Origin of the sequence: Sporichthya brevicatena, assembly GCF_039525035.1 — a bacterium.
Taxonomy (GTDB): domain Bacteria; phylum Actinomycetota; class Actinomycetes; order Sporichthyales; family Sporichthyaceae; genus Sporichthya; species Sporichthya brevicatena.
In genome coordinates, this window is record NZ_BAAAHE010000019.1 from 56,143 (window position 1) to 76,798 (window position 20,656).

The 20,656-nt window shown below is 74.8% G+C and carries 12 protein-coding genes; 8 read left to right on the forward strand and 4 right to left on the reverse strand.

The window, feature by feature from the left end; translation table 11 throughout:
* Positions 1–159 precede the first annotated feature (159 nt).
* Positions 160–894 (forward strand): oxygen-binding di-iron domain-containing protein, encoded by a 735-nt coding sequence (locus ABD401_RS12570; protein ID WP_344605154.1) that lies wholly within the window; start codon positions 160–162, stop codon positions 892–894.
* Complete coding sequence (locus ABD401_RS12575) at positions 891–1,850, forward strand: alpha/beta fold hydrolase (RefSeq protein ID WP_344605156.1); 960 nt, start codon at positions 891–893, stop codon at positions 1,848–1,850. Before ABD401_RS12570 ends, ABD401_RS12575 begins: the two co-directional genes overlap by 4 nt.
* On the opposite strand, the gene ABD401_RS12580 is transcribed toward ABD401_RS12575, so the two are convergent.
* The 4 genes from ABD401_RS12580 to ABD401_RS12595 all read right to left on the reverse strand — a co-directional run bounded on the left by ABD401_RS12580 (position 1,839) and on the right by ABD401_RS12595 (position 9,197).
* Positions 1,839–3,731 (reverse strand): S8 family peptidase, encoded by a 1,893-nt coding sequence (locus tag ABD401_RS12580; protein WP_344605158.1) that lies wholly within the window; start codon positions 3,729–3,731, stop codon positions 1,839–1,841. The two genes, ABD401_RS12575 and ABD401_RS12580, sit on opposite strands and share 12 nt — an antisense overlap.
* 117 nt (positions 3,732–3,848) lie before the next feature.
* The gene (locus ABD401_RS12585) at positions 3,849–5,987 is read right to left on the reverse strand and encodes a S8 family serine peptidase (protein WP_344605160.1); all 2,139 of its coding nucleotides are present in this window, start codon (positions 5,985–5,987) and stop codon (positions 3,849–3,851) included.
* 135 nt (positions 5,988–6,122) lie between these two features.
* The gene (locus tag ABD401_RS12590) at positions 6,123–8,009 is read right to left on the reverse strand and encodes a S8 family serine peptidase (protein WP_344605162.1); all 1,887 of its coding nucleotides are present in this window, start codon (positions 8,007–8,009) and stop codon (positions 6,123–6,125) included.
* Between the two features lie 126 nt (positions 8,010–8,135).
* The gene (locus ABD401_RS12595; protein WP_344605164.1) at positions 8,136–9,197 is read right to left on the reverse strand and encodes an alanine racemase; all 1,062 of its coding nucleotides are present in this window, start codon (positions 9,195–9,197) and stop codon (positions 8,136–8,138) included.
* A gap of 87 nt (positions 9,198–9,284) precedes the next feature.
* Here ABD401_RS12595 and recC point away from each other — a divergent pair, with 87 nt between their 5' ends.
* The 6 genes from recC to ABD401_RS12625 all read left to right on the forward strand — a co-directional run bounded on the left by recC (position 9,285) and on the right by ABD401_RS12625 (position 20,650).
* Positions 9,285–12,569 (forward strand): exodeoxyribonuclease V subunit gamma, encoded by a 3,285-nt coding sequence (gene recC, locus ABD401_RS12600; RefSeq protein ID WP_344605166.1) that lies wholly within the window; start codon positions 9,285–9,287, stop codon positions 12,567–12,569.
* A gap of 11 nt (positions 12,570–12,580) precedes the next feature.
* A complete protein-coding gene (locus tag ABD401_RS12605; protein ID WP_344605168.1) occupies positions 12,581–15,937 on the forward strand; it encodes a UvrD-helicase domain-containing protein in 3,357 nt (1,118 codons plus the stop codon).
* Positions 15,934–17,799 (forward strand): exodeoxyribonuclease V subunit alpha, encoded by a 1,866-nt coding sequence (gene recD, locus ABD401_RS12610; RefSeq protein WP_344605170.1) that lies wholly within the window; start codon positions 15,934–15,936, stop codon positions 17,797–17,799. The genes ABD401_RS12605 and recD overlap by 4 nt, the downstream gene beginning before the upstream one ends.
* A gap of 22 nt (positions 17,800–17,821) precedes the next feature.
* Positions 17,822–18,850, forward strand: a complete 1,029-nt coding sequence (locus tag ABD401_RS12615; protein WP_344605171.1) for a glutathione S-transferase family protein — start codon at positions 17,822–17,824, stop codon at positions 18,848–18,850.
* A 78-nt stretch (positions 18,851–18,928) separates the two neighbouring features.
* Entirely contained in the window at positions 18,929–19,939 is a 1,011-nt protein-coding gene (locus tag ABD401_RS12620) for a GlxA family transcriptional regulator (RefSeq protein ID WP_344605173.1), read from the forward strand.
* 33 nt (positions 19,940–19,972) lie between these two features.
* Positions 19,973–20,650 (forward strand): DJ-1/PfpI family protein, encoded by a 678-nt coding sequence (locus tag ABD401_RS12625; RefSeq protein ID WP_344605175.1) that lies wholly within the window; start codon positions 19,973–19,975, stop codon positions 20,648–20,650.
* The last annotated feature ends 6 nt before the right edge of the window (positions 20,651–20,656 follow it).

Here is a 20,656-nt window from a genome sequence, read left to right on the forward strand (position 1 = left end):
GCGGCACGAACGCGGCCCCAGCCGAACTGGGTTCCCGCGACGGCCTCTCTAGTTGGGACCCGGGGACACATGGCGCGCCCGTGCGGACCTGGGTCCAGACTAATGGCGCTGGCACCGCGAGCGAGCCCAATCGCCCAGGAGGGCGGCCAGGAGGGCACCATGGAGAGCACGCCCGGCACCACCATCGACGAGATCGCCGACCGGATCTACCGGATCGCCACCTTCGTCCCCGAGATCGGACCGACCGGCTTCACGTTCAACCAGTTCCTGATCGACGCCGACGAGCCCGCCCTGTTCCACACCGGCCCGCGCGGGATGTTCCCGTTGGTGACGGCCGCGATCGAGACCGTTCGTCCGGTCTCCGAGCTGCGGTGGATCACGTTCGGGCACCTGGAGGCCGACGAGAGCGGGGCGATGAACAGCTTCCTCGGGGCGGCGCCGCAGGCCCAGGTGGCGCACGGCGCCCTCGGCTGCATGGTCTCGCTCAACGATCTGTGCGACCGCGCGCCCCGGCCGCTGGCCGACGGCGAGGTGCTCGACCTCGGCGGGCGGCGCCTGCGCCACCTCGACACCCCGCACGTCCCCCACGGGTGGGACGCGCGCGTCCTCCACGAGGAGGAGACGGGGACCCTCTTCTGCGGCGACCTGTTCTCCCACCTCGGGAACGGACCCGCCGTCGTGTCGTCCGACGTCGTCGAACCGGCCGACGAGGCCGAGACGATGTTCGCCTCGACCTGCCTGACGCCGACGACGGCGCCGACGATCCGCCGACTGGCCGACCTCGAGCCGCGGACGCTCGCGATCATGCACGGCTCGTCCTTCACCGGGGACTGCGCCGGCGCGCTGCGCGAACTCGCGGACCGGTACGCCACCCGGCTCGCCGCGGCCGGGTGAGGCACCGCTTCGAGGTCCGCGCCCCGGACGGCGTGCGGCTCGCGGCCTGGGCCGAGGGACCGGCCGACCGTCCCGCCGTGCTGCTCGTCCACGGCTACCCGGACACGCACCGCGTCTGGGACGTCGTGGCCGACGCGCTGTCGGCGGACTGGCACGTGCTGCGGTACGACGTGCGCGGGGCGGGCGAGTCCGACCGTCCGGCGGATCGGACGGCCTACGCGTTGTCCGCGCTGGTCGCGGACGCGCGCGCGGTGGTCGCGGCGGCCGGGGTGACCGGACGCGTGCACCTCGTCGGGCACGACTGGGGGTCGATCACCGGCTGGGACGCGGTCACCGCGCCGGACGCGGCGGAGTGGATCGCCTCGTACACGACCGTGTCCGGGCCGGGGCTGGACCAGGTCGCCGCCTGGACGCAGGCGCGGTGGAGCCACCCGACGCCGCGGCGGATCGCGCCGCTGCTGCGCCAGCAGGCCCGCTCCTGGTACGTCGGGATGTTCCAGGTCCCGCGGCTGCCGGAGGCCGCCTGGCGCCGGGCCCTGGGGCCGCGCTGGGTCCGCCGCCTCCGGCGCACCGAGGACATCCCGCCGGCCACGGTCCACGTCGCCCCGACGCTCACCGAGGACGCGGTCGCCGGTCTCAACCTCTACCGGGCGAACCTGCCCGCCCGGCTGGGCCGCCGCACCCGCCGGGACCCGCAGCCGGCCGCGGTGCCGGTGCAGTTCGTCGTCCCCCTGCGCGATCGGTACGTCAGCCCCGCGCTCGCCGCCGCCGGCCTGGACTCCGCGCCCGCGGCCTGGTGGCGGACGATCGACACCGGGCACTGGGGCGCCCTGCTGACCTCCGGCTCCCGCCTCGCGGCCTGGGTGGACGAGTTCGCCCGCTACGTCGGCGGCGGCCCCGAGACCGCCGGACTCGCCGCGACGAAAGTGTTGCCCGGCCGGCCGTCAGGAGATTGACGCCCAGCCGTCGACGTCGATCCGCTTGCCCTTCGCGGCCTTGCGTTTCGTGCCGAGGGCGACGATCTTCACCGTGTGCTTGCCGGCCTTGAGGCCGTGCACGTAGAAGGCGGTCCGGCGCGAGGTCGACGACTTCGAGTACAGGTCGATCACCGCGATCTTCTTGCCGTCCACGTAGACCGCGGCCTTGCCCCGGTTGCGGGCCATCGTCGCGATCCAGCTCGCCGACGTGCCGGTGAAGGTGAACGTCGCCGTCGCGCCCTTGCGACTGGTCTGCTTGACCGACCCACCCAGCGCCGCCGAGGACTTCGCGGTCTTCCACTTGCCGGCTTTGGGGAACTTGGCGCCGCTGGTCTGGGACCGCACGGCGAGCGAGCGCGTCGGCCCCGTCACCCAGTCCCCCAGGCTGCCGGCCACGTCGGTGAAGCGGATCCGGAAGCGCAGCGCCTTCGTGGCCGGGACGCGCACGGTGGCAGCCGTCGCCCGGGACGAGGGCAGCGCGACGTCGGTCCAGGTGCTGCCGCCGTCCCGGCTCATCTGCAGCTGCGAGCCGCCGAGGTTGTCGCCCTCGGGGTCGAAGACGTCCGCCGCGGTGACGCGGACGGGGACCTCCCCGGCCGTGCTGACCTGACCACCCGTCAGCGCGGGGACGGGACCCCGCGAGGTCGGGCCACGGTTCGCCAACCCGCCGAGCGCGGGCGCGTAGAGAAGCTTGTTCGGCGAACCCGACCCGAGCTTGGAGAGCGCACCCGAGGTCGCGGTCGACACGATCGCGGCGCGCACCTGCGCGGGTGTCGCGTCGGGGAAGCGTTCCAGATGGAGCGCGGCCGCCCCCGCCACGTGCGGAGCGGCCATCGACGTGCCCGACAGCGTGTAGGTCGCGGAGTCCGAGGCGTTGTCGGCGGACTTGATGGACGCTCCGGGGGCCCAGACGTCCACGCAGGAACCGCCGTTGGAGAACGAGGCGCGCTGGTCGTCGGCGGTGGTGGCGCCCACCGTGATGACCTCGCTCACCCGGGCCGGCGAGGGCTTGCACGCGTCGCCGCCCTGGTTGCCGGCGGCCGCGATCACCGGGATGCCGGCCGCGACGGCGGCGGTGACGGCCGCGTCGATCGCCGCGGAGCCGTTGTCCTGGCCCAAGCTCATGTTGATGACGGCGTTGCGCGGGAGGCTCGCCACCTGGGCGACCACCCAGTCGATCCCGTCGACGAGGTTGATCGCGCTCCCCCCGCCGGAACAGCCCAGGACACGGACCGGCACGAGCGTCACGTTCTTGGCGACGCCGAAGGTCTTTCCCCCGACCGTCGCCGCGGTGTGCGTGCCGTGACCGTTGCAGTCCTCGGTCCCGCGGCCGTCGGAGATCACCGAGTACCCGGTGCCGACCCGGCCGCCGAACTCCCGGTGGGTGCTGCGGATCCCGGTGTCGACGACGAAGACCGTGACGCCGGTCCCGGTCGCCTCGTAGCCGTACCGGTTGTCGAGACGGCGCGGGCGCTGGTCGATCCGGTCGAGGCCCCAGGTCGGGACCGGGGTCTGGGTGGACGCGATCTCGAGGGTGCGGTCAGGCTCGACGAAACGGATCGCGGCGTCGGCCTTGACCGCGGTCAGCGCCGCCTTGGGCAGGGTGGCGCCGAAGCCGCGCAGCGCCTGGGTGTACTCCGCGTGGATGCGCCCGCCCTTCGCGACGGCCAGGCGCTGGACCTCACGGATGTGGTCGAGGTCGGTCCCCCGTTTGAAGACCACCAGGTACCGGTCCGGGATGCGTTCGCCGCCGTTGCCCTCCCCCGCCGCCACCTCGGGCGCGGCCGGGTTCGGACCGTCGGCGGCGACCGCCGGCAGGGCGGATGACCCGAGGGCCACGATCGTGCTCAGCGCGACCACCGATGCGCGCCGAGTCCAGCCCCGACACCCGCTCTGACGCTCCGTCATCCGGACCCCCCGTCCGTCCTTGCTGCTGCCGCCCGGGCGGGGCGGCACGTACTCGTGCTCGTCCTCCGGCTAGCGCACTGTCACGAACGCGTCCATGTCGACGTAGGTGCCGCTGGAGCGCGAGTCCCGCGCGCCGAGCACCCGGATCACCAACGTGTGGCTGCCCGCCGGCACGGTCTTGCTGAACAGGATCCGGCGGGTCGACAACTCGGCCGAGTAGCTGTCGATCACGCCCTGGCTGACACCGTCGAGAATCACCTCGGCGCGGCCGCGGTTCGGCGACCAGGTCCCGATCCACGCGATCTGTGTGCCGGTGAAGGTGAACGTCGCCACCGAGCCGGCCTTGCTCGCCTGCGTCAGCGAGCCCCCGGACAGGTCGCCGTAGTTCACCGTCGCCCAGTTCGTCGACGGCGAGGTCGTGGCCGCGCCCTGTTCGGAGCGCGTGACCGTCAGCTTCGGTCCCGCGGCGTAGTTGCCGACCGCACCGCGCTCGTCGGCCGCGCGGACGCGGAACTGGTTGCTGGTGCCGGTCACCGTGACCGTCGCCGACGTGGCACTCGGGTTCGGCAACCCGACGGTCGTCCACGACGAGCCGTCGTCCGTGGAGTGCTGCAGCGTGTAGGAGGTGATGCGGTCGCCGTCGGCGTCGGTCGCCGCCCAGCTCACCCGCAGCGGCACTCCCGAGACGCCGATCTGGTCCCCCGCCGGCCCGAGCACCACCGCCGGCGGCGTCGCCACCGGAGCGGCGTTGGACGTGGGCGTCGGGGTGGGAGTCGGGGTGGGAGTCGGGGTGGGAGTCGGCGTCGGGGTCGGCGTCGGGGTGGGAACCGGGGTCGGCGTCGGCGTCGGGACCGGCGTGGGTGTCGGGACCGGCGTCGACGTGGGCACCGGGGTCGGCGTCGGCGTCGGGACCGGCGTCGACGTGGGCACCGGGGTCGGCGTGGGGGTGGGCGTCGGGGTCGGGGTGGGCGTCGGGGTCGGGGTGGGCGTCGGGGTGGGCGTGCCCCCGCCGAGGACGCTGGAGAGCAAGCGGTCCGGGGAACCGGAGCCGAGGGAGGACAAGGCGTCGCCCGCGGCGTTCACGACCGCGTTGCGCACGGTCGCCGGCGAGGCGGCCGGGTGCTGCTGCAGGTAGGTCGCCATGACGCCGGCGACGTGCGGGACCGCCATGGACGTCCCGCTCCCGCTGATCGACGCGGTGCTGCTCGCGATGCCCGCCGAGACGATGCCCTCGCCGGGGGCGAACAGGTCCAGGCAGGGGCCGTAGTTGGACCAGTTCGCCCGGACGTCCGTGCGGGTGCTGGCCCCCACGGTCACCGCGGCCGGCAGCCGGGCGGGGCTGAGGTTGCAGGCGTTCCCCGCGTTGTTGCCCGCGGCCACGACGAAGGAGATGCCGGCGTTGATCGCGTTGGAGACGGCGCTGTCGAGCGCGGCGGACGCCGCTCCGCCCAGGCTCATGGTGGCGACCGAGGGTCCGCCGACGGTGCGCACGCGCTGCGCGACCCAGTCGACGCCGGCGATCACGCCGGACCAGGTGCCGTTGCCCGCGCAGTTGAGGACGCGGACGGGCACCAGGGTCACCTGCTTCGCGACGCCGTAGGTGGCGCCCCCGAGCGTGCCGGCGATGTGGGTGCCGTGACCGTGGCAGTCGTCGGTGCCGCGGCCGTCGGAGATCACGGAGTACCCGGTGGCGACGCGGCCGCCGAAGTCGGTGTGGCTCGCCCGGATGCCGGTGTCGAGCACGTAGGCGGTGACACCGGCGCCGGTGGCCGAGTAGGTGTAGCTGTTCGAGAGCGGCAGCGTCGCCTGATCGATCCGGTCGAGACCCCAGCTCGGGACCGGGGACTGCGTCCCGAACGCCTTCACCTGGTAGTCCGGCTCGACGGAGAGCACGGCCTTGTTCTTCCGGAGGCGCTTCACCTCGGCGGGAGTCAGCGTGGCGGCGAAGCCGGTGAAGACCCGCGAGTACTGGTGGTGGATCTTCGCGCCGCGCTTGCGCGAGGCGTCGCGGGTGTTGCGGAACTGCTTGCCGGTCGCGTTGCGGTCGAAGCGGACGATCCACCGGTTCTTCGCCTGCTTGGCGCTCACGGTGTCGGCCGCCGACACGGCGCTCGCCGGAGCGAGGTCGGGGACGACGGCCGGCGCGACGAGGGCGCCGGCCAGCAACGCGAGGACCGCGGTGCGCGGCGCCGGCAGGGTCCGTTTCACCGGTTCAGGCTAGGAACCCGCCGATTGCGCCCGCCACCACTTGGATCACTCTTTCCCGAGCACCGAACACGACCATTCGGACATACCACGCAAGTGGTCTGACGCTTCGTCAGGAATGTCCGGTGCACCCCGGAATCAGTTCGTGACCACGAACGCGTCCAGGTCCACCCGATTGCCTCCGGAGGCCGCCCTGTGCTTGCCGAGCACCACGATCTTGAGCGTGTGCTTACCCGGCTTCACCGTCTTGGCGAACAGCACACGGCACGTCTTCCGGGTCGCCGAGTAGGCGTCGACCGTCGCCACCAGCTTGCCGTCGAGATAGACCTTCGCCTTGCCGTAGTTCGGGTCGGTCGTGCCGATCCAGCGGATCGTGCGGCCGCTGAACTTGTACGTCGCCGCCCCGCCGCGGTTCGCCGAGCTACGGCTCGAACCGCCCATGAGATCGGCGCCGGAGCCGGCCGTCCAGGTCTTGCGGAACTTCGCCGAACCCTGCTGGGCGATCGCGATCCGCATCTTGTTCGTGGTCCGCCAGGCGCTGCGCTTGCCGAGGTCGTCGACCGCGCGGACGCGGAAGCGGTGCCCGCCGCTCTTGCCCAGGTTCAGCGTCACCGAACGGGCCTTCTTCGTCGGCAGCGCCACGGAACGCCAGGTCCGGCCGCCGTTGGTGCTGCGCTGCATCTCGTACCGCACGACGGTGCCGTCGGGGTCCGAGCCCTTCCAGCTGACGGTGACCGGGACCGAACCGGTGTTCACGGTGCGCCCCTTGCCCGGCAGCGCCGCGCCGAGGGCGCTGACCTTCGGCGCGCGGTTGACGATCTTCAGCTTCGAGTAGAGGAGCCGGTTCGGCGAGGAGCCGATCCCGCTCAGTTTGCCCTTGGTGGTGGCGTCGAACAGAGCCGCCCGGACCTTCGCGACACTCGCGGTCGGGTACCGCTCCAGGAAGGTCGCGACGACGCCGGTGACCAGCGGGGCGGCCATCGAGGTGCCGTCCTTGACCGCGGTGTCGGAGTTCGAGCCGATGCCCGCCGAGCGCACGGAGACGCCCGGGGCGAACAGGTCCACGCACGTGCCGTAGTTGGAGAACCCGGCCCGGCTGTCGTTCCGGTTCACCGCACCGACCGTGATGGCCGGGCCGACCCGCGCGGGTGACTGCGAGCAGGCGCTCCCACCGTCGTTGCCGGCCGCGGTGACGAACGTCAGGCCGGAGGAGATCGCGTTCTTGACCGCGCGCTCGAGGCCGCGGCCCACGCTCTTGTCGACGCCCGCGCTGAGGTTGGCGACGGCGGGGCCGGAGCGCTTCTTCGCGTCCGCGGCCGCCCAGTCGATACCGGCGATCACCGTCGAGACGCTGGCGGCGCCGCCGCACCCGAAGACCTTGACCGGAACGATCGTCACCGACTTGGCCACGCCGTAGTGCTTGCCGCCGAGCAGCCCGGCGACGTGGGTGCCGTGACCCTCGCCGCAGTCCGTGGTGGCCGGGGACGAGGTGAAGGTCCGGCCCGCCTGGACGCGGCCGCCGAACTCCGAGTGCGACGCCATCACGCCGGTGTCGATGACGTAGGCGGTGACGCCCTTGCCGGTGGCCGTGTACTGGTACTTGCCGTTGAGCTTCTTCCCGCGCTGGTCGATCCGGTCGAGACCGGCCGTGGGGTTGCTCTGGGTCGAGTCGATGCTGATGACCTCGTCCGGCTCGACGGCCGCCACCGACGGGTCGGCGACGAGGTCCGCGCGCGCGTTGTCGGGGAGCACGGCGGCGAACCCGGCGAGCGCGGTGCCGTAGTCGTAGAGGATCTGCGCACCGTCCGCGACGGCCCGCTCCCGAGCGGCGGCGACGTCAGCCGCGGTCGCCGCCTCGGTGAAGCTGACGATGTACCGGCCGTCCGCGACCGTCGACGCGACGCTGGGGGCGGCGGCCGCGGGTGTGAGGCCGACAGTCAGCCCCGTCACCAGGGCGCCGACCAGGCCGGCGACCGCGAGTCCGGTCGCGCCGATCGACGGCGTGGTCGTACGGACTCGGATCACGATGGCAGGCCCCCGTCACGTGCAGGCCCCCCGGCCTGTCCTCGTTGTCCCGGTTAGGACGCACCGCACTGCGTGACGGTTCAGTTCCGGGCCGAAATCAGGCCCAGCTCACAGGTGGCTGCCAGGTCAGGTGTTGGCGCCCCGCGCGGCCACGGGCCAGGTGTCCACGACCACTCCGTCGCGACAGACGACCAGCTCAGCGGCCAGATTCACCGCGGCGCACACGTGGTTCGGCGCGACCGGGACGATCTCGCCCAACTCGGGCGGCGGGCCGGTCGGCCAGGTCACGGTCGCGTGGTGCTCCGAGAGCGCGACGACCCGCGCGTCGGGGTGTCCGGGCACCCGCCCGAACCCGCTCGTCCACGCCGGGCGGTCGGCCCCGAGGACCTTGCTGCCGGCGTCCAGGACCACCCGGCCGGGGGCCCGGCTCACCACCGTCCCGGCCGCGACGAGCGCGAGCCCACCCTCGTCGATCGTGCCGAGCTCGAGCTGCTGGGCGTCGCCGAAGACGTAGACGCCGGGCCGGAGCTCGGTCACGCCCGCCCCGGTGTGGGCGGCACTCGGCGTGGACCCGCCGCTGCGCACTGCGGGCTCGATCCCGGCGGCCGCCAGGGACTCGGCCGCGGCGGCGAGGGCCGTGGCCTCGTCGGCCGCCGCCGCACCGGGCGCCCCGGGGGCGTAGGAGTGGCCGGGGAAGGTGAAGACGCCGCGGACGCGCAGCCCCGCCCGCTCGGCGGCGCCGGCGACGGCCCCCGCGTCGGCCGGAGCGACCCCGGTCCGGTGGTGGCCGCTGTCGATCTCGACGAGCACCTCGAGGCCCGGGACGGCGCGAGCGAGCGCGGCCGCGCCCTCGGCGGAGCCGACCCCGACGCGCAGGGCGACCCGCTCGGCCAGGGCGGCCAGGCGCGCGCCCCGGGCCGCGTCCGCCCAGATCGGGTACGCGACGAAGAGGTCGTCCGCACCGCCGGCCGCGAAGATCTCCGCCTCGGCGACGGTGGCCACCGTGAGCCCCTGTGCGCCGGCGGCGAGCTGCTGCGCGGCGATCGGCAGGCACTTGTGGGTCTTCGCGTGCGGCCGCAGCGCCAGGCCCCGCTCGGTCGCGAGGGCCGCCATCGCCGCGATGTTCGCCGCCATCCGGTCGGCGTCCACGACGAGGCAGGGCGTGACGAGGTCGTCCGGCAGCCGCATCCGGGCCATCCTGCCAGCGCGGTCTGCCGGCGCGGTCTGCCGGCGCGGTTGGTCGCTGTCGGTGCCGGCTGAGAAGGTAGGCCCGCGATGCTCCACGTGCACCGGTCCGCGAGCGCGGACGTCCTCGTCGCCGAGCTGGGCCGGCATCTGGCGGTGCCCGTCGGCGATCCGTTCGCACCCGAGATCGTCGCGGTGCCGGCCAAGGGCGTCGAACGCTGGCTCGCGCAGCGCCTCTCCCACGTCCTCGGTGCCGGTCCGGACGGGGCGGGCATCTGCGCGAACGTCGTGTTCTCCTCCCCCACCCGACTGCTCGACGACGCCCTGCGGGCCGCGGGCGGTGGGGTGCCCGCCGGCCCCTCGACCGGGGACGACGGCGCCTCCGCGGACCCGTGGGCGCCGGAGCGGGCGGTGTGGCCGCTGCTGCGGATCCTCGACGCGGGCGGGGCCGGGGACCGCATCGAGGCCCACCTCGCCGGCGGCGACCGCCGGTACGCGGTCGCGGCCCGGCTGGCCGCCCTATTCGCCACCTACGGGCAGGAACGGCCGGAGCTGATCCAGTGCTGGGCCGCCGGCCGGGACGAGACCGACGACGGCACGCCCGTCCCGGCGGACCTCGCCTGGCAGCCGCCGCTGTGGCGGCGGCTGCGGGCCGAGATCGGCGTCCCCTCGCCCGCCGAGCGGTTGGAGGAGGCCCTGGTCCGGCTCGCCGACGAGCCCGAGTGCGCCGCGCTGCCCGAGCGGTTCTCGGTGTTCGGGCTCAACCGGCTCTCCCGGACGCGCCTGCGGGTGCTCGCGACGTTGGCGCAACGGCGTGAGATCCGGCTCTGGGTCCAGCACGCCTCACCCGCGCTGTGGGCGGCCGTCGCGGCCGGGGACGGCCCGCGGCACCCCCTCCTGCGGTCGATGTCGCGCGACGTGCGCGGTCTGCAGGCCCGGCTCGCTCAGGTCGCGCCCGGGCACGGCGACGTCGAGCACCCCGCTCCCCCGCGCCCCGACCGCCTGCTCGGGCGGCTGCAGGACGCGCTGGCGGCCGATCGCGTGCCCGCCCCGGCGGAGCGCCCGCTGCTCGCCGCCGACGACCACTCGGTCGTCGTGCACGCGTGCCACGGCCGGGCGCGGCAGGTCGAGGTGCTCCGGGAGACCGTGCTCGAACGCCTCGCGGCCGACCCGACCCTGCAGCCGCGCGACATCCTCGTGATGTGCCCGGACATCGAGCAGTTCGCGCCGCTCGTGGCCGCAGCCTTCGCCGAGCGCGAGGCCGAGGGGGCCGACGGCAGCGCCGGGCACCCGGCCGCGGGCCTGCGGGTCCGCCTGGCCGACCGGGCGCTGCGGCAGGCGAACCCGCTGTTCGGGACGCTGGCGACGCTGCTCGACCTCGCGCGCGGCCGGGTGACCGCCGCGGCGGTGCTCGACCTCGCGGCGACGGCGCCGGTCCGGCGCCGGTTCGGCTTCGACGCCGAGGACTCCGAGCGCCTGGCCGACTGGGTCGCCGAGGCACGGATCTGCTGGGGCGTCGACGCGACGCACCGCCGCCGGTACGCGCTGCCGACCGCGCAGGGGACCTGGCGGGACGGGCTGGACCGACTCCTGCTCGGCGTGGCCATGGAGGCCGGGCAGACCTGGCTCGGCGAGGCCGTGCCGCTCGACGACGTCGACTCCGCGAAGATCGGCCTGGCCGGCCGGTTCGCCGAACTCGTCGACCGGCTCGGGCACGCGCTGACCGCCATCGCACAGCCGCACCCGATCGACGAGTGGGTGGACCTGCTCCTCGACGCGGTCCTGTCGCTGTCCGCGCCCGGGCCCGGCGAGGCGTGGCAGACGGTGTCGCTCGCGTCCGAGCTCGAAGACCTGCGCGACGCCGCGGGCGGCTCGGCCACGCCCCTCACGCCCGGCGACGTCGCGGCGCTGCTCGCCGGGCGACTGGCCGGGCGGCCCACCCGCGCGAGCTTCCGCACCGGCACGCTGACCGTCTGCACGATGGTGCCGATGCGCTCGGTGCCGCACCGGGTGATCGTCCTGCTCGGCCTCGACGACGGCACCTTCCCGCGGGCCGGCGTGGTCGACGGCGACGACCTGCTCGCCCGCGCCCCGCGCCCCGGCGAACGCGACCCCCGCAGCGAGGACCGGCAGCTGCTGCTCGACGCCGTCGGTGCCGCCGGGGAGCACCTGATCGTGCTGTACACGGGAGCGGACGAGCGCTCGGGCGCCCCGATCCCGCCGGCGGTGCCGGTCGGCGAACTCCTCGACGCCCTCGACGGGGTGGCGCGGACCGCCGACGGCCGCCCGGTCGCCGAGCACGTGACGGTCCGTCATCCACTGCAGGTGTTCGACCCTCGCAACTTCGGCGTCGACCTGCCGGGCGCTCCCGCCCCGGCCCGACGCCCGATCAGCTTCGACCGCGCCGCCCTGGCCGGCGCCCGGGCGCTGCTCGCACCGCGGACGGCGGCGCGCGAACTGGTCGACGGCGTCCTGCCGCCGTGCGAACCGGGGCCGGTCGAGCTCACCGATCTGATCCGGCTGCTCACCCACCCGGCCCGCGGGTTCCTGCGCCAGCGTCTGGAGCTCGGGTTCCCGGACGAGGACACCGATCCCCCGGACGCCCTGCCGATCGAGCTCGACGGGCTGAGCGAGTGGGCGATCGGCGACCGCCTCCTGCGCCAGCGGCTGCGGGGCGTCCCGATCGACGTGTGCTGCGCGCTCGAGCTGCGCCGCGGCTCCCTGCCACCGGGCGCGCTGGGGCGGCGCGTGCTGAGCAAGGTCGGCTCGCGGGTCGACGCCATCACCGCGCTGGTCGCCGACGAGCTCGGCACCGAGCCGCGGATCGTCGACATCGACGTCGAGCTCCGCGTCGCCGGTGTCCCCCGGCGGCTGACCGGCACCGTGAGCGGCGTCCGCGGGGTCGAGTTCCTGCGGGTCGAGTACTCCTCGCTCAAGCCGAAGCAGCGGTTGTCGGCGTGGATCGAGCTGTTGGCGCTGCTCGCGATGCACCCGGACGAGAAGTGGCGCGGCACCGTGGTCGGCCGCCGCGGCAACCGCGCCGCCCGGCGTGTGCTCGGCCCGGTGGAGCCGGACGCCGGGTGCGCGATCCTCGCCGACCTGATCGCCCTGCGCGACGAGGGTCTGCGCCGGCCGCTGCCGCTGCCGGTCGCCACCGCCGAGCGGTACGCGAGCAAGCTGGTCACCGGGGCCGACCACCGCTTCGCCCTCGACGACGCCGAGGATCAGGAGTGGGCCGGCAAGTTCGCCGAGCGCGACGACGACGCCTACTGCCTGGTCTACGGCCCGCACGCACCGTTGCGGCGGCTGAACGTCCAGGAGTTCTCCGAACTCGCCGTCCGGGTCTGGCAGCCGCTGCTGTCGGCAGAGAGCTGACGGAGGATCAGATGCGACGGACCTCCGCGGTCGCCTACGAGCTGCTCGGCCCCCTGCCGAGCGGGACGACCCTGCTCGAAGCCAGCGCCGGCACCGGGAAGACCTACACGATCGCCGCCCTCGTCACGCGTTACGTGGCCGAGGGCGTCGCCTCCCTCGGCGACCTGCTCGTGGTCACCTTCGGCCGGGCCGCGACCCGCGAGCTGCGGGAGCGGGTACGGGAGCGGCTCACGAGCGCGCGGGACGCCCTCGCCGACCCGGTGGCGGCGCGGGCGAGCGGCGACGACGTGCTCGTGCACCTCGCGACCGGCGACGCCGCCGAGATCGAGGCCCGCCGGGAGCGGCTGATCGCGGCGACCGCGGACTTCGACGCGGCGACGATCACCACCACGCACGGGTTCTGCCAGCTCGTCATCCGCGGGCTCGGGACGGCGGCCGACGCCGACCCCGACACCGACCTGCTGGAGGACCTGACCGACCTGCGCGGCGAGGTCGCGACCGACCTGTACCTGCGCAAGTACGCGCCCGCCGACGAGAACCCGGCGTTCGGCTTCGGCATCGCCCACGAGGTCGCGAAGGCGGCCACGCTGGACGCCCACGCCCGGATCGCGCCCGTCGACGGCGAGGGCCCCGCCCGGGACCGCGCACGGTACGCCCTGGCGGTGCGGAACGAACTGCGCCGGCGGCTGCGTGCCCGCCGGGCGATGAGCTTCGACGACCTGTTGGTCGTGCTGCGCGACGCCCTGCACGGGGCGGACGCCGAGGCCGTCCGCGCCCGGCTCCGGGAGCGCTACCGCGTCGTGCTGGTCGACGAGTTCCAGGACACCGACCCGGTGCAGTGGCAGATCCTCGAGTCGGCCTTCCACGGCCACGCCACGCTCGTGCTGATCGGCGACCCGAAGCAGGCCATCTACGCCTTCCGCGGCGGGGACGTCCAGACCTACCTGCGGGCCGCGGAACTGGCCGGCACCCACGCCACCCTCCCCCGCAACTTCCGCAGCGACGCCCGCGTCCTGACGGGCCTGGAGGCGCTCTTCGGCGGCGCCCCGCTCGGGGACGAGCGGATCCGCGTCGAGCCCGTCGAGGCCGGACGGCCGGATCCGCTGCTGCACCGCCCCGACGGACCGACCGCGGCGGTGCGGCTGCGGGTGCACCCCGGCCCGACCGGGCCGAGCACGAAGGTCGCGAAGGCCGACCCGCTGCGGGAGTCGGTCGCGGCCGACGTCGTGCGCGACATCGTCCGCGTGCTCACCGACGGCAGCACGCTGCGCGCGGGGCCGAACGGCGCCGAGCGGCCGGTGCACCCCGGGGACATCGCCGTCCTCGTCCGCCGCAACAGTGACGGCGAGCGCATCCGGGACCTGCTCGTGAAAGCCAAGGTGCCGACGGTCCTGCGCGCGGCGACGAGTGTGTTCAGCACGCCCGCGGCCATGGACTGGCTCGTGCTGCTCGAGGCTCTTGAGCAGCCGCACCGGGTCGGCCGGGTCCGCCGCCTGGCCGTCACCGACTTCGTCGGGCGGACCGCGTCGCAGGTCGACTCCGGCGGCGAGCGTGCGCACGATGCCCTGGCCCAGCAGGCGCGGACGTGGGCGAACGTGCTCGCCGAGCGCGGCCCCGCCGCCCTGCTCGCCGCGGTCGACGCGGACCACGGCACCTTCGCCCGGTTGCTCGGCGAGTCCGGCGGGGAGCGCCGCGCCACCGACCTGCGTCACATCTGCGACGTGCTGCACACCGCCGCGACCAACGAGCGGCTCGGACTGGTCGCGCTGCTGACCTGGCTCCGCCGGCGCATCGCGGAGGCCGACCGCGACCCCGGCGCCGAGCGCAGCCGCCGACTGGACTCCGACGCACGCGCCGTCCAGATCGTCTCGATCCACATGAGCAAGGGGCTGGAGTTCCCGCTCGTCCACGTGCCGTTCGCCTGGGCCCGCTGGGTCGGCGACGACGCCGAGGTGACGCTGTTCCACGGCCCGGACGGCACCCGCATCCGCGACGTCGGCGGCCGCGGCGGCCCGGGCTGGAGCTCGGCGCTGCGGGCCGGTCAGGAGGAGGACGCCGGCGAGGAGCTGCGCCTGCTCTACGTCGCCGCGACCCGGGCCCGCTCGCAACTGACGCTGTGGTGGGGACGTTCGACGATCACCCAGCAGGCGCCGTTGCACCGCCTGCTGTTCACCCCGCCCGGCGAGACCGCGGCGCAGCGCGTCCCCGTGCCCGACCTCGACGCCGCGGTGGCCCAGCTGGAGCAGCGGGCCGCGGGCTCGGACGGGGCGCTCGGTATCGAGCTGGTCGAGCTGCCGGTCGAGCCGGCGACCTGGTCCCCGGAGACGCCGACGGTCGGCGAGCCGCGGGCGTTGGAGTTCCGGCGCAGCGTGGACACCGCGTGGCGGCGGACCTCCTACTCCGCGCTCACCGCCGCGGCCCACGAGGCCGGTCCCGCGGCCACCGAGCCGGAGTCGGCGGGGACGACCGACGAACCCGTCGAGGGCGAGCCGGCGCCGGCCGTGGACGGACTCGTCCCTGACGATCCGTCAGCGAACTGGCCGCCCTCCCCGTTCGGCGACCTGCCCGCCGGGGCGGCGTTCGGCAGCCTGGTGCACGCGGTGCTGGAGGAGGTCGATCCGACCGCGGGCGACCTGCGGGCAGCGCTGGGGCCGGCGGTCGAGCGGGCGCAGCGGTACGTCCCGGTCGGTGGGGTCGACCCCGACGCGCTGATCGAAGCCCTCGAGGTCGCGATGACCACCCCGCTCGGGCCGCTGGCCGACGAGCGGCGGCTCGCGGACTTCGCCCCGGCCGACCGGCTGTCCGAGATGGAGTTCGAACTCCCGCTGGCGGGCGGCGACACCCCCGGTCGCGACGTGCGGCTCGGCGAGGTGGCGGCCCTGCTCACCGCCCACCTGCCCGAGGGCGACCCGGTCCGCCCCTACGCCGACCGGTTGCGCGCGCCGGACCTCGCCGGGCAACCGCTGCGCGGTTATCTCACCGGCAGCATCGACGCCGTGCTGCGGGTCCCGGGCGCCGACGGCCCGCGCTACCTCGTCGTCGACTACAAGACCAACCGGCTGCACCCGGCGGGGGTGGCGGCGACGGCCTGGCACTACCGCCCGGAGGTGCTCGCCCCGGCGATGCGGGCGTCGGACTACCCGCTGCAGGCGCTGCTGTATCAGGTCGCGCTGCACCGCTACCTGACGTGGCGTCAGCCCGGCTATGAACCGGCGAAGCATCTCGGTGGCGTGCTCTACCTGTACCTGCGCGGCATGTGCGGGCCCGGCACCGCGGGCCCCGACGGCGTCCCCGGCGTGTTCGCCTGGGCGCCACCCGCCGCACTCGCCGTGGCCGTCTCGACCCTGCTCGCCGGAGGTGCGCCGTGACCGTCGACGTCGGCGCGCTGGGCGCCTACCTGCCCGAGCGGGCACGCCATGCCACCGGCGTGCTCGGGCAGTTCAACGCCGCGGGCGTGCTCGCCGCGGCCGACGTCCACGTCGCACAGACGCTCGGGCGCCTCGGCGGCGAGACCGACGAGGCCGTGCTGCTCGCCGCCGCGCTCACCGTCCGCGGCACGCGGTCGGGCTCGGTCGTGCTCGACCTCGCGTCGGCGGCCGAGACGATCGTGCCGGAGGCCCTGGAGGCGGCCGGGTTCGAGGCGGGCGGCGGCAACGCCGACGCGGACGCCCCCGACCCGGCGGCGTTGCCCTGGCCGGAGCCCGCCGAGTGGATCGCCCGGTGCGCGGCGAGCCCGCTCTGCGGGGGCGAGGACGACCCGGCCGGGCCACCGCTGCGCCTGGTCGGCGGCTCGATGTGGCTCGACCGCTACTTCGGCCAGGAGCGGTTCGTCGCCGCGGCGTTGCTGGAGCGGGCGACCGCGGCCGGTCCGCCCGTCGACTCCGTCCGGCTGGCCACCGCGCTCGACCGCCTCTTCCCCGCCGCCGAGGACGCGGACCAGCGCGCCGCCGCCGCCAGCGCGGCCTTGTCGCTGCTGACCGTCGTCGCGGGCGGGCCCGGCACCGGGAAGACCACGACCGTCGCGCGGCTGCTGGCGGCGCTGGCCGACCAGCCCGGCCCCCGACCGCGGGTCGCGCTCGCGACCCCGACCGGGAAGGCGGCGGTCCGGCTCGAGGAGGCCGTGCGTGCCGCCCTGGCCCAGCTCGACCCCGCGGACGCCGAGCGGGTCGGGGACGTGAGCGCCTCGACCATCCACCGCCTGCTCGGCAGCCGGCCCGGCACGCGCAGCCGCTTCGCGCACGACCGGGAGAACCGGCTCCCCCACGACGTGGTCATCCTCGACGAGACCTCGATGGTCTCGCTGACCCTGATGGCGCGCGTGCTCGAGGCCGTCCGGCCCACGGCGCGGCTGATCCTCGTCGGCGACCCGGACCAGCTCGCCTCCGTCGAGGCCGGTGCGGTGCTCGGCGACATCGTCGGCCGGTCCGGGGCGGGCCCGTCCCGGCTCGCCCCGCACGTCGTGACCCTGCAACGCTCACGCCGGTTCGCCGACGCCGGGCCGATCGCGCGGCTCGCCGCCGCGGTCCGCGACGGCCGCGGCGAGGAGGTCCTCGCCCTGCTGCGCTCCGGCGAGCCCGGCCTGGAGTTCGTCGAGGTCGCCGACGACGTCCTGATCGCCGACGACGCGGTGGCCGGACTGCGCGCCGACGTCGTCGCGGCGGGGACGGACATGGAGGCCGCCGCCCGGGCCGGGGACGTCACCGGAGCACTCGACGCCCTGGAGCGGCACCGCCTGCTCTGCGCCCACCACCTCGGCCCCCGCGGGGTGCGGCTGTGGACCGATCGGGTCGCCGGATGGCTCGGCGCCCCCACCGCCTTCCGCGCCGACCGCCGCTACGTCGGCGAGCCGCTGCTCGTCACCGCCAATGACCGCGACGCCAAGCTGTTCAACGGCGACACCGGCGTCGTCGTCGACTGCGACGGCGAACCGATGGCCGCGTTCCGCCGCGGCGGCGCCCCGCAGCTCGTCCCGCTCGGGCGGCTGCCCGAGGTCCGGCCCGTCCATGCGATGACCGTGCACAAGAGCCAGGGCAGCGAGTTCGTGGCGGTGACGCTGATGCTGCCGTCGGCTGCGTCGCCGCTCGCCACCCGCCAGACCCTGTACACCGCGATCACCCGCGCCGCGGCCGGCGTCCGGGTGATCGGGTCGGAGGACGCCGTCCTCCGGTCCGTCGGCCGCCCCGCCGCCCGCGCCAGCGGCCTCGGGGAACGGTTGCGGGCGTCGGGCTGAGCCCAGCGGGTACGGATCCCGTATGGCCTACGTGGAGGACTCGGAGTTCGAGCGCGACACCACCTACATCCCCGACCGGATCACCCGGGACGGCACGACCCCCGACGGGCGGCCGGGCTGGCCGGTGGAGCCGGGGCGGTACCGGCTGATCGTCGCGCGGGCGTGCCCGTGGGCGAACCGGTCGATCATCGTGCGCCGGCTGCTCGGCCTGGAGGACGTCCTGCCGATGGGCATCGCCGGCCCGGAGCACGACGAACGCAGTTGGACGTTCACCGAGGACCCGGGCGGGCGTGACCCGGTGCTGGGGATCGAGCGCCTGCAGGAGGCCTACCTCGCGCGCGACCCGCACTACGACCGGGGCGTCACCGTCCCGGCGGTCGTGGAGATCGCGAGCGGCAAGGTCGTCACCAACGACTTCCCGCAGATCACTCTCGACCTCTCGACCGAGTGGCGCGAGTACCACCGCCCCGGGGCGCCCGACCTCTACCCGGCGGACCGCGCCGACGAGATCGACGAGGTCATGCGGTGGATCTACACCGAGGTGAACAACGGGGTGTACCGCTGCGGTTTCGCCGGCACGCAGGACGCGTACGAGAAGGCCTACGACCGACTGTTCACCGCGCTGGACCGCCTCACCGAGCGCCTGCGCGATCAGCGCTACCTCGTCGGGGACACGATCACCGAGGCCGACATCCGACTGTTCACGACGCTCGCCCGGTTCGACGCCGTGTACCACGGCCACTTCAAGTGCAACCGGTCGAAGCTGGCGGAGATGCCGGTGCTGTGGGCCTACGCCCGCGACCTGTTCACCACTCCCGGCTTCGGCGACACCACCGACTTCGACCACATCAAGCGGCACTACTACCGCGTCCACACCGACATCAACCCGACGCAGATCGTCCCTGCCGGCCCGGACCTCTCCGGCTGGCTCGAGCCCCACGGCCGCGAGGCACTCGGCGGTCGCCCGTTCGGCGACGGCACCCCGCCCGGTCCCCCGCCCGCCGACGAGGAGGTCCCGGCCGAGCACCGCGCCCGCGCCCTGGCCGCCTGACCCCCCGCCGCCCCCGTGTCCTGATCTGAACGGTCCTTGTCATTGTGGACAGGGGCCGGGGGCCCTAGCGTCGGGCCCATGGCCCGGCGGATGCTGCTCGTCGCGCACCCCGGAGCTCTCGGGATGGAGCTCCTGGGCGTCCGCGACATCCTCGAGATGGCGAACGCCGTGGCCACCAGCCGCGGGCAGGCCGCTCCCTACCGCGTCGAGGTCGCGAGCTCCGACGGTGAGCCGGTGGCGCTGTGGGGCGGGCTGACCCTGAGCGGCGTCCGCAACCTCGCCGGCTACCGCGCCGCGGTGGACACGCTGATCGTCCTCGGCGGCCCGGTGGCGGAGGACGCCGCGGTGGCGGACCCGACGCTGGCCACCGGGATCCGGCGCATCGCGCTCCGCGCCCGCCGGGTGGTCGGGATCTGCACCGGCGCGTTCATCCTCGCCGAGTGCGGCCTGCTCGACGGCCGCCGCGCGACCACCCACTGGCTCTACGGCGACTCGCTCGCCGAGCGGCACCCCACGGTCGAGGTCGACACCGAGCCGATCTTCGTCACCGACGACTGCGTCTGGACCTCCGCCGGCGTGACCTCGGGCTTCGACCTCGTGCTCGCACTCGTCGAGGCCGACGTGGGTGTCGACGTCGCCCGCCAGTGCGCACAGATGCTGGTGCTCTACCTGCGCCGGTCGGGCACGCAGGCGCAGTTCTCGGCCGCGATGACGGCGTCCCGGTCCGCCCAGCGCCCGCAGCGCGCCCCGGTGACCGAGATCCAGGCGTACATCCACGACCACCCCACGGCGGACCTCTCCCTGACCGCGCTCGCCGACCGGGTGCACATGAGCCCCCGTCACTTCACGCGCGTCTTCACCGCGGAGGTCGGAGTCTCCCCCGGGCGGTACGTGGAACGGGTCCGCCTCGAGACCGCGCGCTCCCTCCTGGCCGAGACCGACGACTCCACCGAGACCGTCGCCCGCGCCGCCGGCTTCGGCAACTACCAGGCCATGCGCCGCGCGTTCGTCTCCGCGCTCGGCGTCTCCCCCGCCGAGTACCGCCGCCGCTTCGGCGCCGCCGGCCCGGACCTGACTCTCGCCGTCTGAAGAATTCCGTCCCGGAACGAAGGAGCCCACCGCATGACCCGGATCGGCGTCTACATCTGGCCGAACATGACGATGCTCGACGTGTTCGGGCCCCACCAGTTCCTCGGGCTCGTCCCCGGCTGGGAACTGGTGACGGTCGCGCGCACCACCGACCCCGTCGTCACGGACACCGGTCTGCGGGTCCTGCCGGACCACGACCTGGACTCCTGTCCCGAGCTCGACATCCTGCTCGTGGGCGGCGGGGCGAACCCGTCCCCACAGCTGCGTGATCCCGACGTGATCGCGTGGTTCGCCAAGAAGGGCGCCGAGGTGCAGTGGGTGACCTCGGTGTGCAACGGCGCGTTGATCCTCGCCGAGGCGGGCCTGTTGGACGGCTACCGCGCGACCACGCACTGGGGGAACCTGCCCGACCTCGCGACGTACTCCGGGATCGAGGTCGTCACGGACCAGCGGGTCGTCCGCGACCGCAACCGCATCACGGCCGGCGGCGTGACCTCGGGCATCGACTTCGGGCTGACGCTGATCAGCGAGATCGCCGGGCCGGACGTGGCGGCCGCGCTGCAGCTCGTCTGCGAGTACGACCCGCACCCGCCCACGCCGTACGGGCACCCGCGGAACTCGCCGCCGGAGCTGGTTCACGCCGTCGGCGACATGATGGGCCCGCTGCGGACGGACCTCGACGCCTTCTACGCCGAGAAGGCGTCCGCCTGAGCGAGC